Source organism: Corynebacterium sp. Marseille-P4321 (assembly GCF_903645305.1).
GTDB lineage: Bacteria > Actinomycetota > Actinomycetes > Mycobacteriales > Mycobacteriaceae > Corynebacterium.
On record NZ_CAHJXO010000001.1, the window covers coordinates 357,263 to 372,097 of the forward strand.

At 64.2% G+C, this 14,835-nt stretch carries 12 protein-coding genes and 1 pseudogene; 10 read left to right on the forward strand and 3 right to left on the reverse strand.

The features are described from left to right. Window positions 1-316 precede the first annotated feature (316 nt). The 3 genes from HWX32_RS01380 to HWX32_RS01390 form a co-directional block, all read right to left on the reverse strand. Complete coding sequence (locus HWX32_RS01380; RefSeq protein ID WP_175934434.1) at window positions 317-940, reverse strand: acetyl-CoA acetyltransferase; 624 nt, start codon at window positions 938-940, stop codon at window positions 317-319. A gap of 242 nt (window positions 941-1,182) precedes the next feature. Then, entirely contained in the window at window positions 1,183-2,535 is a 1,353-nt protein-coding gene (locus HWX32_RS01385; protein ID WP_175934435.1) for a M20/M25/M40 family metallo-hydrolase, read from the reverse strand. Window positions 2,536-2,603: 68 nt separating this feature from the next. Then, a complete protein-coding gene (locus tag HWX32_RS01390; RefSeq protein ID WP_175934436.1) occupies window positions 2,604-2,753 on the reverse strand; it encodes a hypothetical protein in 150 nt (49 codons plus the stop codon). A gap of 272 nt (window positions 2,754-3,025) precedes the next feature. Here HWX32_RS01390 and groL point away from each other — a divergent pair, with 272 nt between their 5' ends. The 10 genes and pseudogenes from groL to HWX32_RS01440 all read left to right on the forward strand — a co-directional run. After that, complete coding sequence (gene groL, locus HWX32_RS01395; RefSeq protein ID WP_175934437.1) at window positions 3,026-4,663, forward strand: chaperonin GroEL; 1,638 nt, start codon at window positions 3,026-3,028, stop codon at window positions 4,661-4,663. 407 nt (window positions 4,664-5,070) lie between these two features. After that, a complete protein-coding gene (locus HWX32_RS01400; protein WP_175934438.1) occupies window positions 5,071-5,211 on the forward strand; it encodes a hypothetical protein in 141 nt (46 codons plus the stop codon). 31 nt (window positions 5,212-5,242) lie between these two features. Further along, entirely contained in the window at window positions 5,243-5,422 is a 180-nt protein-coding gene (locus HWX32_RS01405) for a hypothetical protein (RefSeq protein WP_175934439.1), read from the forward strand. 136 nt (window positions 5,423-5,558) lie between these two features. Further along, the gene (gene ppk2 / locus HWX32_RS01410; RefSeq protein ID WP_075469257.1) at window positions 5,559-6,458 is read left to right on the forward strand and encodes a polyphosphate kinase 2; all 900 of its coding nucleotides are present in this window, start codon (window positions 5,559-5,561) and stop codon (window positions 6,456-6,458) included. Window positions 6,459-6,919: 461 nt separating this feature from the next. Continuing rightward, the gene (locus tag HWX32_RS01415; RefSeq protein WP_175934440.1) at window positions 6,920-7,435 is read left to right on the forward strand and encodes a DUF6036 family nucleotidyltransferase; all 516 of its coding nucleotides are present in this window, start codon (window positions 6,920-6,922) and stop codon (window positions 7,433-7,435) included. A 334-nt stretch (window positions 7,436-7,769) separates the two neighbouring features. Next, window positions 7,770-9,350 carry a SpaH/EbpB family LPXTG-anchored major pilin gene (locus tag HWX32_RS01420; protein ID WP_175934441.1) on the forward strand — a complete coding sequence of 527 codons (1,581 nt, stop codon included), beginning with the start codon at window positions 7,770-7,772 and terminating at the stop codon, window positions 9,348-9,350. 21 nt (window positions 9,351-9,371) lie between these two features. Continuing rightward, the gene (locus HWX32_RS01425) at window positions 9,372-10,256 is read left to right on the forward strand and encodes a class C sortase (RefSeq protein ID WP_175934442.1); all 885 of its coding nucleotides are present in this window, start codon (window positions 9,372-9,374) and stop codon (window positions 10,254-10,256) included. Then, on the forward strand, window positions 10,243-12,681 hold the full coding sequence (locus tag HWX32_RS01430; RefSeq protein WP_175934443.1) for a DUF5979 domain-containing protein: 2,439 nt from the start codon (window positions 10,243-10,245) through the stop codon (window positions 12,679-12,681). The genes HWX32_RS01425 and HWX32_RS01430 overlap by 14 nt, the downstream gene beginning before the upstream one ends. Window positions 12,682-12,965: 284 nt before the next feature. Continuing rightward, complete coding sequence (locus tag HWX32_RS01435; protein WP_175934444.1) at window positions 12,966-14,033, forward strand: LLM class flavin-dependent oxidoreductase; 1,068 nt, start codon at window positions 12,966-12,968, stop codon at window positions 14,031-14,033. A gap of 100 nt (window positions 14,034-14,133) precedes the next feature. Beyond that, window positions 14,134-14,238, forward strand: a pseudogene (locus tag HWX32_RS01440) (polyphosphate kinase 2); the annotation flags it as partial. Window positions 14,239-14,835 lie beyond the last annotated feature (597 nt).

Sequence of the window (14,835 nt, forward strand, 5' to 3'; positions counted from 1 at the left end):
GGTCGGTGGCGGGCCGAACCAGCAAACGCGCACCAAGGCGAACTGCCCGGGCAGGAAGTGAACTACACCGTATTTAACTTGCTCTAACTTGCGCTACACACAAACAAATTAATAAGGCGCGTCAGTGTCCACGGTGCCACCTGCGCTAACGGCGTGGATACGCGAACAACGGAGGTAGCAGTGTCAGAGGCGCGGCCAACGAAAAGACATGTTACAGAATTCACGCCGGTCGCGGTATTTCGGTGTTCACCGGCTGAGTATCAGCGGACGCCCTTGTGTCGTGGGCGGTGAGCAGGAGGGCGACCTAGAGGTTGCCCTAGAGGTTGCCGTGGACGCGCTGCGCACCCGCCGACATCGCCGCAGCCGCCGACTCCGCCGGCGTCGCACCGAACCCAATCGCCCAGTACACGCGCAGGTGGCGCTCCGAGTGCCCGACCTTCAGCATGGTCAGCGACCGGCCAAAAACCTCCGCCTGGTGGAACGACAGGATCTCCACATAGCGGTTGTGGCGGCTGAGCACCTCGCCGATCGCGCGGACAGGCCCCGACGCCTCGACGGTCTCAGAGCGGTGGCGGGCGGCCCGCGTCTTCGGCATCGCGTGGACGTCGAAGTGATACTCGTTGAGCATCCAGTTCAGTTTCTCCTCCGCCTCGAGCGTGACCTTCAGGGTCGGCTCAGGGGCGTAGGTGGCGATGAACAGGCCCCAGCTCATGTCGCGGGCGCCGTCGCGAAGCTCGCGTGGCAATGCTCGGTCGATCTCGATGCGCCGCAGGTCGTCCGGCAGCTCCGCGTACTCCGGCGCGGCCGGCTGCGGCGCGCGGTGCAGCGCACGGGACCGGATGGGTGCTTCGGATTCCGAGTTGAACGTCGCGTTGTAGTCAGCGGCGGTCTTCGGGGGCTGGGTTTGGATTTCGGTTTGGGTTTGGGTTTGGGTGAACACGGCGGGGCTCCTTGCTGGGAAGTGGTGGGTCTCGACCCTGGTACTGGGGAGCTAACGACTACTTCCACGCGCCGCGGGGTCGGTTTACGCGGCGGGGTACGTAGCCCTGAGTACTCGCTGTACCTGCTGTGCAAGGAGAGTGTTCTGAATCACGTGTGTCAGTGTAACCGCAGTCACAGTGATGTGCAACACAAGTCGGGGCGGCAGAAGCCGGCCGAAGACGCCCCACCTCCGAAAACGGCCTACTTGCCGTAGGTGAGCAGGAACTTCGCCTCGGCGATGGCGACGTTCTCAATCTCGGTCGGGTCGACGGACTCGTCAACGCCGTGGATGCCGGCCTGCGGATCGGCGACGCCGTAGAGGGCGAACTCGGCCTCCGGGAAGTGCTTCTGCAGCGTGACGGTCAGCGGGATGGAGCCACCGGTGCCAACGATGGTGATTTCCTTGGCGCCTTCGTCGGCGTAGGCGTCGACAAGCGCTTGCCCGAACGCCTCGAGTGCGGGGCCCTCGGAGTCGGTCATGAACGGCTGGTTGATGCCCTTGATGTCCACCTCAACCTTGGCGCCCCACGGGGTGTGCGAAAGCACATGCTCGCGGACCTTATCGGCCACCTCGGCGGCGTCCTGCGGCGCGGGGACGCGCAGGTTGAGCACAGCGGAGGCGGTGGGGTTGACAATGTTCGACGCCTCGGAGACCGGCACCGAAGTAAACCCGATGACGGTGATGGCGGGGCGTGCCCAGACCATGTCGGCCGGCTCGTCGTCGACGGTGCCCAGAAGCTGCACGCCGTCGAGCACCTTGGCGTCGGCGCGGAATGCCTCGCGGTCGTAGGGGTCGCCGTCCCACTTGGCGGTGCAGTCGACGCCGTCGATGGTGGTGCGGCCGTGCTCGTCGAATAGCGAGTCGATGATGCGGATCAGCGCGTGTGCCGCGTCCGGGGCTGCGCCGCCGAAGCCGCCGGAGTGTACGGGGCCGCTGAGCGTCTCCACGTCGATGAACACCTGGGCGCCGCCGCGCAGGTGGGTGGTCAGGGTGGGTACGCCGACGGCCACATTGCCGCCGTCGCCGATCATGATGACGTCGGCCGTAAACAGGTCGGGGTTTGCGTCGATAAGCTTGCCCAGCCCGTCCTCACCACCGAGCTCCTCGGAGCCTTCGAGCACGACCTTGAGCCCTAAGTCGGTGCCGCCGTTTTCCTGCACCATGCGCAGGGCCTCGAGGTGCATGACGATGTTGCCCTTGCAGTCGGAGGCGCCGCGACCGTACCAACGCCCGTCGCGTTCCTGCAGGTCAAGCGGGTCGTGCGTCCACGCTGCGGGATTCTGCGCCGGCACGACGTCGTAGTGGGAGTACAAAAGCACGGTCGGCGCGTCGCCCACGGGCTCCTTCAGCCCGATGATGGTGTCGGCATCGTCGACGGTTTCGTGTCGGGTGACATCGAGTCCAAGGGCTTCAAGCTTATCGACGCACCACTGAGCAGCCTTCTCATGTTCCTCCGCCAACTCCGGCGTGGAGTGCGGGGAGTGGTAGGAGATGATCTCGTGCAGTTCGTTGAAAATGCGTTCCCGGTCGGGGTTCAGTTTGAAATCGCTCATGGGCCCAATGGTAACGGCAGGCGGACGAGCGGCGGGGCGACAATCCCTGACAGGGTTGCGGCTACTGGTCAGAGTTCCTTGGTGGTCCACTCATCTAGCTCGCGGGCCGGCAACTCCAGGTCGATGTTGGCATCCGCGTCCGTGACCATCTCGTGGAGCGAGATAAAAGGATTCTGGTGTCTAGGGGATTCCTTGGCGCTGGGGTGCGGTGGGAGCATGAGTTTTCCTCCGGCTCGGGCGAACGGCTCAAGGGAACGTTGTCTTCTCGCCACGGTATCACCGCGCCAGACAGCAGCCATGCGCGTCTTGCACTCAACTTCCCTGAGTGCTAAAAATGGCCTTGGCACTCGGAGACCCCAAGTGCCAAATAAACGAACGAAGCGGGTGAGGCTGATGCCACTCGTCAGCCGTGCCGTCGCGGGCGCCTGCTAATCCGCGGCCTGAGTGACCGTCAACGAATACCTCTATAAATAAGGAGAGACACACTCACATGGCAAAGATGATTGCCTTCGACGAGGAAGCACGTCGAAGCCTGGAAAACGGCCTGAACACCCTGGCAGATGCCGTGAAGGTCACCCTCGGCCCCAAGGGTCGCAACGTGGTGCTGGAGAAGAGCTGGGGCGCGCCGACGATTACGAACGACGGTGTGACCATCGCTAAGGAGATCGACCTCGAGGATCCCTACGAGAAGATCGGTGCGGAGCTGGTCAAGGAAGTCGCGAAGAAGACTGACGACGTTGCTGGCGACGGCACCACCACCGCAACCGTGCTCGCCCAGGCGCTCGTGCGCGAGGGCCTGCGCAACGTTGCGGCTGGCTCGAACCCGATGGGCATCAAGCGCGGCATCCAGGCCGCGACCGACAAGGTGACGAAGCACCTGCTGGATTCCGCGAAGGAAGTGGAGACCCAGGAGCAGATCGCTTCCACTGCTGGCATCTCGGCGTCCGACCCGGAGATTGGCAAGAAGATCGCCGAGGCGATGTACGCCGTGGGCAACGGTGCCGTGAACAAGGAATCCGTGATCACGGTTGAGGAATCCAACACCTTCGGCGTGGACCTCGAGGTCACCGAGGGCATGCGCTTTGACAAGGGCTTCATCTCCGCGTACTTCGCCACCGACATGGAGCGCGGCGAGGCTGTGCTGGAAGACCCGTACATCTTGCTGGTCTCCTCCAAGATCTCCAACGTCAAGGAGCTCGTGCCGGTGCTCGAGCAGGTGATGCAGACGGGCAAGCCGCTGCTGATCATCGCCGAGGACGTTGAGGGCGAGGCCCTGTCCACCCTCGTGGTGAACAAGATCCGCGGCACCTTCAAGTCCGTCGCCGTGAAGGCCCCGGGCTTCGGTGACCGCCGCAAGGCCATGCTGCAGGACCTGGCTATCCTCACCGGCGGCCAGGTTATCTCCGAGGAGGTCGGCCTCTCCCTTGAGACCGCCGACATCGCGCTGCTGGGCCAGGCCCGCAAGGCTGTGATTACCAAGGACGAAACCACCATTGTCCAGGGCGCTGGCGACCAGGAGCAGATCGAGGGTCGCGTGCGCCAGATCCGCGCTGAGATCGACAACTCCGACTCGGACTACGACCGCGAGAAGCTCAACGAGCGTCTGGCAAAGCTTGCCGGCGGCGTTGCCGTGATCAAGGTTGGTGCCGCCACCGAGGTGGAGCTCAAGGAGCAGAAGCTGCGCATCGAGGACGCTGTGCGCAACGCGAAGGCTGCTGTGGAGGAGGGCATCGTCGCCGGCGGTGGCGTGGCACTCCTGCAGGCCGCGAAGGAGCTCGAAGGCGACCTCGGCCTGGAGGGCGATGAGGCGACCGGCGTGAAGATCGTCCGCGAGGCGCTGTCCGCCCCGCTGAAGCAGATCGCGCTGAACGCTGGCTTGGAGCCGGGCGTGGTGGCCGACAAGGTTGGCAACCTGCCGGACGGCGAGGGCCTCAACGCCGCGACCGGCGAGTACGTGAACATGATGGAGGCTGGCATCAACGACCCGGCCAAGGTCACTCGTTCCGCACTGCAGAACGCTGCGTCTATCGCCGCGCTCTTCCTCACCACCGAGGCTGTTGTGGCCGACAAGCCGGAGCCGGCTGGCGCTGGCGCCGGCATGGACCCGGAGGCCATGGGCATGATGTAAATCGCCCCTGACCTGCACACGCGCCCTTCGGGGCGCGTTTTTTATTGGGCATTTGCTTCTCGGCTGCTTCTCGTCTGCTTTTCGGCGCCCGCTTCGCCTGCCCCCGAATTGGTGTGGCTACTGGCCCGGCGGGCGAGCGGCCCGTTACGAATTGCCCTCGGGCGTGTTCCGGGTTGGGCGCCGCACGTTTCGGAGTAGCAGCTCAGCGCCTGTAAAACGTAAAGACGTTGTTCCGGGTTGCCGTCGGCGAGCTGGGCGCCGGCTGCGCCCCTTTTAAAGAAATTTTCAGCGCACTCTTGACGCTCCGGCAGTCTGTGGCAAAATACGCCGTGTGGCGCCCGCTGAGGGTGTCAGTACATATCACATCAAGGCCAGATGCACTGGCACCCATCGGAAAGGGAATCGATATGCCGATCGACCTCAAGGCAGTCCAGAAGGCTCTCAATGACTTCTCCACTTTCGCTGAGAACTTGGTGAAGATCTTCCAGGGCCTGCCGGAAGCTATCCAGACTTTCGCCAACACGGTGCAGAAGTCGCTCCAAAACTAGTAAGACGTAGAGAGAAATAGGAGACTTAACGATGGACCTCAACCCGATCTACCAGTGGGTAGCCCTTTCTTCCGGTAACGACGCTGTGAAGGTTCCCGCTGGCGTCAAGTTCGAAGGCCCGACCCAGATCCCGTACGCTCTTCTCGAGCTGCTCAAAGACCTCGGCGAGCTCGCCGGCAACCTGGCCAAGCTCATCGGCCTGATCGCGTAAGTAACGCGCCAGAAGCCGACGGCTTTCAAGGTCCCCGCCGCGCACGCGGCGGGGACCTTTTGTGTGCCCTCCCGTCTGCCCGCCGTCGCGCCGACTTTCCCAGCGCTGCCCGCAAAACCGGAATAGGATGGTCATTATGGCTGACCAAAAAGACGACGAACTGCCGATGATCGACCTCGCCGCAACCGAAGGCTGGGTTGTGGACGACACCGATGAGGACGACCCGGTGCTCCTCATGCCGGACGGCACGCCGATCCAGACGTGGCGCGAGAACTACCCGTACGACGAGCGCCTTTCCCGCGACGAGTACGAAAAGGAAAAGCGCGCGCTGCAGATCGAGCTGCTGAAGTGGCAGAACTGGACCAAGGACACGGGCCAGCGCCACATCATCCTCTTCGAGGGCCGCGACGCCGCCGGCAAGGGCGGCACCATCAAGCGCTTCAACGAGCACTTGAACCCGCGTGGTGCCCGCACGGTGGCGTTGGAGAAGCCGTCGCCACGCGAAAGCACCTCCTGGTACTTCCAGCGCTACATCGAGCACTTCCCGGCCGCCGGCGAGATCGTCTTCTTCGACCGTTCCTGGTACAACCGCTCCGGCGTGGAGCGCGTGATGGGCTTCTGCACCGAGTCCCAGCACGCCGAGTTCCTCCGCGAGGTCCCTATGCTGGAGAACATGATTCTCGGCTCCGGCATCTCCCTGACGAAGTTCTGGTTCTCCGTGACGCAGAAGGAGCAGCGCACCCGCTTCGCCATCCGCCAGGTGGACCCGGTGCGCCAGTGGAAGCTTTCGCCGATGGACTTGGCTTCCCTGGATAAGTGGGACGATTACACCCGCGCCAAGGAGGAGCAGTTCCGCTACACGGATACCGACGAGTCGCCGTGGATCACCATCAAGTCCAACGACAAGAAGCGCGCCCGCCTGAACGCCATGCGTTACATTCTCTCCAAGTTCGAGTACACGAACAAGGACCACGAGGTTGTCGGTGAGCCGGATCCGCTCATCGTGAAGCGCGGCCGCGACCAGATCGGGGACTAGGGGCTTTTTGCTTATCGACGCCTCGGTCACCACCGGAAAGGAGCCACAGTGGAACGGTTTTACACCTATCCCCGTTTCGCCAGCTGGGTCCGGGAGGAGCTGGATGGGGCGAACGATCCAGCGTTCATCGTGCGTGTGCTCAAACACACGGTGTCGGACATCCGCGACATTCCTGATGAGGAAGGATTCCTCAGTGCTCACGCCCAACCGGGGCCGACGGGGAGCGCAGATTGGGACAGGGTCGTCCGCGCTGCGGCGGAGATGACTTTCTCATCCAGGTTCCCCGGAGAGGCTCCACCTTGGTCGATCGAGGTGGAGCGCGCACCTTCGGAATGGTTCTATCCAACAAGTCGGCCGTCCCGTTTCGCCTTCAACCTGGAGAGGACCCCAGCGCCGTTCGCTCGTCGCCGTGTGTGTATCGGCGAAGGAAATCTGCGCACAGCTAAGGACCATGACCGGCCATGGAACTGAACCGGGACCAACTTCTCGAGGCTCTCGGTGAGCTCGACGCTGAACTCGCAGGCATGGGTGTTAAAGCGGTGCTGCACGTGATCGGGGGCGCGGCCATCGCGTTGAAATACAACGAAAACCGGTCGACCGCTGATGTCGATTCACTCTTTGACCAGTACGGGGTTGTTCGGCGAGCGATCGATGCGGTTGCGGATCGTCGCGGTCTGCCTCGAAACTGGGTTAATTCGCAGGTCCATGATCTTGGGTTACCGCTGGAGCGCGATACCCAGGCGGAACGGATGGTAATCGGCCCCAACCTGACCTTAATAATTGCATCGGCGGAGTTTCTACTTTTTACTAAATTGATCGCAACCCGCCAGGCGGACCAAGATTTCGAGGACGCCGTGATTCTGGCTCGATACCTGGGTCTGTCAACTCCCGCTGACATCGAGCAGGCAGTTCGCCATTTTGGTTCGATTGATGGGCCAGTCGAGCTCCTCATTGAGGATATTGCAGAGGAGCTTTAGACCCGCTCAATGTGAAGCGCGGCCGCGACCAGATCGGGGACTAGGGGCACATCGCTTAGCGACGATCCGCTTACAACCGCCACGGCCACCCCGCCGCGGCGGTTTTTCTGGCCCCAAGTTCGACGCCGCCCCCGGTAGCCAGCCGGCTCCTGTAAGGATCGACATGGCCCTCATCCACGACCTGGGATTTTCTGTCGACCCGGCCGATGATGTGTCGATCGTTACTGCAGAGGGCATCCCCGCCAATGCGCACCACTTCGGTTTTTGCGTGACATATAAACATGTGCTACTCCATTCTCGGAAGGTTTGAATCTTGATCCGAGAAGGGGACCGCATGACCCGCACCATCTCCAGCCGCGTAGCTGGTATTTCTCTCGCAGTTGCTCTCGCAGCGGGTGCCGCGACGCCACTGCCGCTCGCACTCGCGGCTGACGCGGGTACCGACTTCGGCAACGCTGTGACCGTGTCGAACACGGATGTGCAGCAGCTCATCGCCAACGTGGCTTCCCAGGGTGCAAACCCGGTGGCCCTGAACCTGCACAAGTACATCGGCGACCCGGTGGCCACCCAGCCGGAGTACACCGGTGGCCAGGCCAATAACGCCGCGGATGGGCTGACCCCGGCAAACGGGGTGGAGTTCACCGTGCGCCGGGTGAACAACATCGACCTCACCACCGTGGCGGGTTGGCAGCAGTACTCGCAGCTGCGTAACGCCACCACGCCGGCTGCGGCCGACCTGGGGCCTGCGACCACCCTGACCACGGCGAACGGCGTGGCTACGGGCAACTTCCCGGTGGGTGTGTACTACGTCGAGGAGACGGTGACGCCGGCCGGCGCGACGGCGGTGGCCCCGTTCTACATCGCGCTGCCGCTGCCGCTGACCTCAGGTGAGGGCGCGGACCAGGTGGTGACCGGGTGGAACCGGGAAGTGCACGTGTACCCGAAGAACCAGCAAGTCACGGGTGAGAAGACGGTGGATGACTCGCGCGTGTACGCCGGCGAGAACATCAAGTACACAGTGAGCGGCTCCGTTCCGGCGGTGCCCGCCACGAACACGTTCGACGGCTACGACATCGTGGACGACTTCGACGAGACCCGCCTCGACGTCGTGGACAACACCATCGCCGTGACGCTCACGGGTGGCACCACCCTGGACAGCGGCACCGATTACCGGGTGGTGCAGGGCAACGGGAAGTTCGGTGTGTCGCTGACCAAGAGCGGCCTGGAGAAGTTGGTGACGGCGCGGAAGGCCAACGGGGAGCAGACCCGCGTGGTGCTCGCTTACGAGGCGAAGCTCAAGGACGGCGCGACCTCCGGCGAGGCGACGAACTCGGCCCAGATCTACCCGCCGAATACCGCGAACACCAATGCCCAGTTCACCCGCGGCGTGATCGACGTGGACAACCCCGACCGTAACGTCACCCCGATCGACGTGCCGGCGGTGAAGACGGTGCTGGGTCAGATCACGATCAATAAGGTGGGCGAGAACGACGCCGCCCTCGCGGGTGCGAAGTTCCAGCTCTACCGCTGCAACCCGGGCACCACCCAGACCAACGCGGGCCCGATCACGGTCAACGGCACCGACACGTGGACCACGGGCAATGACGGTTCGGTCACGCTGCCCGCGATCCAGGTGGAGGACTTCTACAACAGCGCCTCGCAGGATGACAGCTTCGACTACTGCGTGGTGGAGACCCAGGCGCCGCGCGGCTACGCGTTGAACCCGCAGCCGGTGGCGGCGTCCATCACGGATGCCAACCGTACGAACGCGGTGAGAATCACCAACGTGAAGGACAACACGGCCATCAACCTGCCCACCACGGGTGAGCGCGGCACCCTATTCGCGGTAATCGGCGGTGGCCTGCTGGCACTGCTGGCCGCGCTGTACTTCGCACGCCGTAACCGCACGGCGTAGGCCGGTCGGGTGAGGAGGGCCGTGGCGGGGGAGCCGGAGGTCGTCGATAAGCAAAAGCGCTCCTGGAAAGATGTGTTCTGGGCGCTGGCGCTGATTCTCGGCCTGCTGGGGATGCTGTACCCGGTGACCTCGACGCTGGTGAACAACCGCTACCACTCGATCATCGCAGAGCGCACCCGCGCGGAGACGGCGCAACTGCCGGACCACGAGCGCAACAGGCTGTGGGAGGAGATGCTGGCGTACAACCGGGACATCACCGCACGCCCGGTCTCTGAGCTGAGCATCGGCGGCGACCACTCCTCACCCGACTACCGCCGCTACCTGGACACCGGGCTGGCGCCGGGCCAGGATCAGCTCGCGCAGGTGGTGATCCCCTCTGTCGGGATCGCGCTGCCGGTGTACCACGGCACGTCCGATCGCGTGCTGACGAAGGGTGCGGGCCACCTGTTCGGCACCACCTTCCCCACGGGAGGGGAGGGGTCGAACACGGCGATCTCCGCGCACACGGGGCTGGTCAACGCGTCGATGTTCGACAACCTGCCAAAACTGAAGAAGGGCGAGGACATCTACATCCACGTTCTCGGGCGCACGCTGCGATACCAAATGGTGAGCTCGAAGGTGGTGCCGCCGGACTCGCTGGACGCGATCCCGCTGCCCGGCGAGCCGGGCGACCACCTCTACCTGATCACCTGCACGCCGTACGGGCTGAACTTCAACCGCCTCGTGGTCGACGCGGTGCGGGTGCCCATGGACGAGGAGGCGCCGAGCCCGCAGACCTCGAACACGATCATCGGCTGGCAGTGGTGGATGTGGCTCTCCGTCGGGTTTGCCCTGCTTGTTCTGCTGCTACTACTTATTCCGCTGCTTCTGTGGCGCAGGAAGGATGAAGAACATGAGGATGCTTAAGCGCCTTGCGTCCGCGCTCACCGCCGCGGCGCTTCTCACCGTGCCCGCGTTCGCGTCCGCGCAGACCACCACTCAGCCGCAGCCGGAGCCTTCGCTTATCGACGCCTCCGTGACCACCCCTCCCACAACCACCACCACCCCGGTCAGCACGTCGACTACAGCGCCGACCACTGTTGCCGCCGCGCCAACGCCCTCGTCGCCGATGTCCACACCCACCACCACGGCGCGTGTGGTGGCTCCGTTTGCCGCGCTGGCCCCGCAGGCGAACCAGATTGTGACCAAGTGCGATTACCGTTCGGGCGCCGATAGCGAACAGGGCCCGTACGCCAACAACATCTGCTGGTTGGACTTCGGCCCGATCTTCAGCGGCGCGGCAACCGGCGGCAATGCACAACCTGGCGGAACGCGCCTGCCGAATCTCGCGCCGGCTGCGACCTCCGCCGGGCAACCCGTGTTGGTCAACGTGGGCGGGCCCCGCAACGTGCAGCTCACGTTCAACTTGAAGGTGCAGACGGTTGCCGCGAACGATACCAACAAGCAACAGCTTGCCGACGGCACCACGTTCTCCCGCGACACCCTCACCAGGATCGGCGCGTACTCCAACGTGCTGTGGAACCAGCAGTTCTGGGGCAACCCCGCGAAGAACCCGGGGTACTACCTGGCCACCGATCCGAGCGCGCAATCGGCCCGCCCGATCATCGGAGCGTCCAGGATCGCAGAACCCGTGGTGTTCCGCTTCGACGACATCACCATCTACGAAGACGGCGTGCCGCTGACCCGCGACTACTCCTTCGTCATGGCGGATGCGGAGTCGGTGAACAACGGCGAAGAGATCGGCATGGTCGCCGACACCGCAGTGAACTCGCTCGCGTTGGTCAACCCGCCCGGAAGCAACCGGGTGTGCTCTGGATCTTCGCGGCTGCCGCAGTTTGGCACCAGTGGTACGAACGGCTTTTTCAACTGCGTGGGCGGCGGCAGCGGCGCATCCGCCTTCTACCTCGCCCAAGCGCTGTCACCCAAGACCGTCGAAGCGGCCATTTGGCGCACGAACGGCGCGCAGGGCTTCGCAATCGGGCTGGGTACCAGTGCCGTTGAGGAGCAGCAGAAGGTCGAGGCCGTCACGCTGCCCGATACCGGCACCCGGGACGACACCACCTTCACCATGGACGTCCAGCGTGCCGAGCTGAACGGCACGGCCGCGGACGAAGCCCCGCTCATCAACGCCACCCAGCGGGCCAACCAGCCTGTGGAGACGAAGAAGAGCACCTACCTTTACGACGGCTCATCGCCCGTCCTACGCTTCACCTCCCGCATCGCGGCGTCCGACGACCGCCTCAACCGCGCCGCACGCTACGGCCAGCCGCGGTGGACCTGCTACAGCCAGGCCGGCACCGCACGCACCCCGATCACGCCGACGGTGGTACCGGAAACCGAAGGCGGCCTGACCACCGGTTCGGTCGCTTCCATCACCACCACCGGGCCCGGCGACTACCACTGCGAGGTGCAATGGCCGGCGTGGATCACGCAAGGACAGCTCAACCTATCCAAGCAACTGCTTGGCGACGCCTCCGGCCCCCTCGCCCAGACCCCATTCACCATCACCGCCGTATGTGCCCTGCCGACCGGCGTGGACCCGCGGCGCTACACCCAGGCCTTCGGCGTCCCCGTTGATCCGCAGAACCGGATCACCGTTCCGCTGACCGTGCGGGCGGGTGAGCCCGCCGTGCCCATCTACGCGCCGGTGGGAAGCAGCTGCACCTTCTCCGAGACCGCCACAAACCAGCCTGGTACTACCCACACCCTCGCCTGGCGCGTGGATAACGGTGCGGAAGTCCCCGCGCCCACCGTGACCGTGGTGGCGGCGGCCGCGCCGAAAACCGTGACAGCCATCAACCGGTATTTCCCGATCCTCACGTCAGCCTCCGTGCGACGCAACGTGGTCGCACCCGCCGACGCCGCTGGTCTCGTCGGCGCGTCCAGCCCCGTTGCCTTCGACTGCGGAACCCGCACCATCGGTGGTGCCACGGTGCAGCTTCGCGGCACGGTCAACGTCGGGTCTGGGCCAACCGCACTTCCCGTTTCAGCCGTTCAACCCCCCGCTGGCGTGACCGCAGCCCAGCTCGGCCTTCCCGGAAGCCCGGGCGTGCTGGCGGTCCCCGTGGGCAACGTGTGCACCTTCACCGCGACCGCGAGCACCCTTCCCGCTCCGGGGAAGTACGAGTGGACGTTCGCGGGAGCCTCGGTCACCGCTGCCGAGGGCCAGCGTGCCGACGCCCTGGTGACCCTCACCGCCGTCAGCGCGTCCCAGGTCATCCCGCTGCTGCCGCTTCCCGCCACGGGAAGCAAGCCGTACCTGGTGGTGCTCACCCTGCTGAGTGCGTTGCTCTTGGTGGCAGTGGTCGTTCGGAGCTTCTGGCGGCGGTAGGGGAGGGGCCTCGCCGGGCTCGCGCAAGGTTCCGGCCTAACGCGTCGCTAAGCGACGCACAAGGGTTCGGCTCTGATCATCAATGATTGGCCCGAGCGCTTTCGCTGCACACGACTTTCCCCGTTGGCACCATCTTGGGGGTAGAGAGGTGATAGCTCAATGGAGCGTTGACAAACGACTCGAGCAGGTCTTTGACTAGGGCGTTAACCCCGCCGCCACCCGGGACATTTTAGAGCGGAATGCCGCCCTAATTCTTGATACATCGACAAAAGGAGTGTTAACCAATGAAAGCCTTCGGATTCTTGAGCTTCGGGCACTACGCCATCGACGGCAAGCGTGGCCCGTCCGCGGAACAGGTCGCCAAGATCCACCTGGAGATCGCCCAGGCCGCGGACGAAATCGGGGTGAACAACGCGTCCTTCCGTGTCCACCACTTCGTGCCGCAGGCCTCCGCGCCGATGCCGCTGCTTGGTGCTGTCGCGGCCACCACCAAACACATCGAAGTGGGCACCGGCGTCATCGACATGCGCTACGAAAACCCGCTCTACCTGGCCGAAGAGGCCGCGTCGCTGTACCAGATTTCCGGTGGCCGCGTGGCCTTGGGCGTCTCGCGCGGTGCCCCGGAGGTGGCTGACCGCGGCTGGGAGGCCTTCGGCTACAAGGGCGAAGCGCCCAACGGTGCGGACGTGGCACGCAGCCACCTCGAGGCGTTCATGGCCGCGATGGACGGCAACGGGTTCGCCGTCGCCGCTCCGCTGGACCGGCAGTACCCCAACATGTTCCAGCCCGGCTCCGCCCTGCCGGTCTTTCCCATGGCGCCCGATCTGCGCAAACACATCTTTTACGGCTCCGGCACCCACACCTCGGCTGAACAAACTGCGAAGGACGGGTTGAACCTGATGTCGTCCACCCTGGTCTCCGAGACCACCGCCGAAACGCTGGGCGAAATCCAGGCCGACCAGATCAGCCGCTACCGCGCCGCGTGGAAAGAGGCAGGTCACGCTTGGACGCCGCGCGTGTCGGTGTCCCGCTCCGTCTTCCCCATCGTCGACGGCGCGGACATGCAGATGTTCGGCATGCAGGCCTCCGGTTCCGACCAGGTGGGCGCGCTGCCTGATGTCGGCTCCACCACCTTCGGACGCACCTACGCCGCCGAGCCGGACAAGCTCATTGAGCAGCTCAAGGCCGACCCCGCCGTCATGTCCGCCGATACCCTGCTCATCACCATCCCCACCGGCATGGGCGTGGACGTCAACGTGAAGATCTTGGAAAATTTCGCCACTCACGTCGCCCCTGCGCTGGGCTGGCAGCCGAACACCGAAGGCCCAGTCGCCGGCTATCCCATCAACTAACTCCTGCCAGTCGCCCCTGTTGCCGCGGCTGTCCACGACTGCAGCCAGCGTCAACGGGGCGGCAGCAGGCCCTTCGCATCCTGCGTCGGTTCAGTGCACCTCCCTGGACAAGTGGGACGATTACACCCGCGCCAAGGAGGAGCAGTTTCGCTATACGGACACCGACGAGTCGCCTTGGATCACCATCAAGTCCAACGACAAGAAGCGCGGCCGCGACCAGATCGGGGACTAGGGGCACATCGCTTAGCGACGGCATCGTCACCACCGCCACGGGACCCCATCCCGTGGCGGTTTTTCCATTCATCTAGCTTGTCCCGTTGGGGCGTCCAACCGAGTGGGTAGACGAGGATCACGCCGAGATTGGCAGTTGGAGTGTCTCAGGCGCGCAATTAGTCTTCGCGGTGAATACTTACCCCAAGCCACTGGCATTCCGAACTGGGGTCAGAAAAGCGGGGCCGGAGTGGCAATGACGTGCTCTTCCCGCTACCGCAGGGATGACCTCGCAGCTCGTGCTGAGCAGTGCAGGTAACCGGTAGAACAGCTTTTACCGGCACGCGTTAGTTGGCAAGCAGCTCGGAGTCGGCTCTCGAGAACCAGAAACGAAAGCGGGCTGCAATTTGTAGTGTCAAACGCCACCCCCGATCAACACCCCCGACCTAAGAGGATCCTGTATGACCCCACTCCTTTAAGTTGGTCGACGTGTGGGTGGCATGACTGCCGGAAAATTCGAGATGCGCTTACACAGCGCCATGACATGGGGGTATCGGGGGTCGTGACAGACGCGAACCAAGGCGGCGACAGG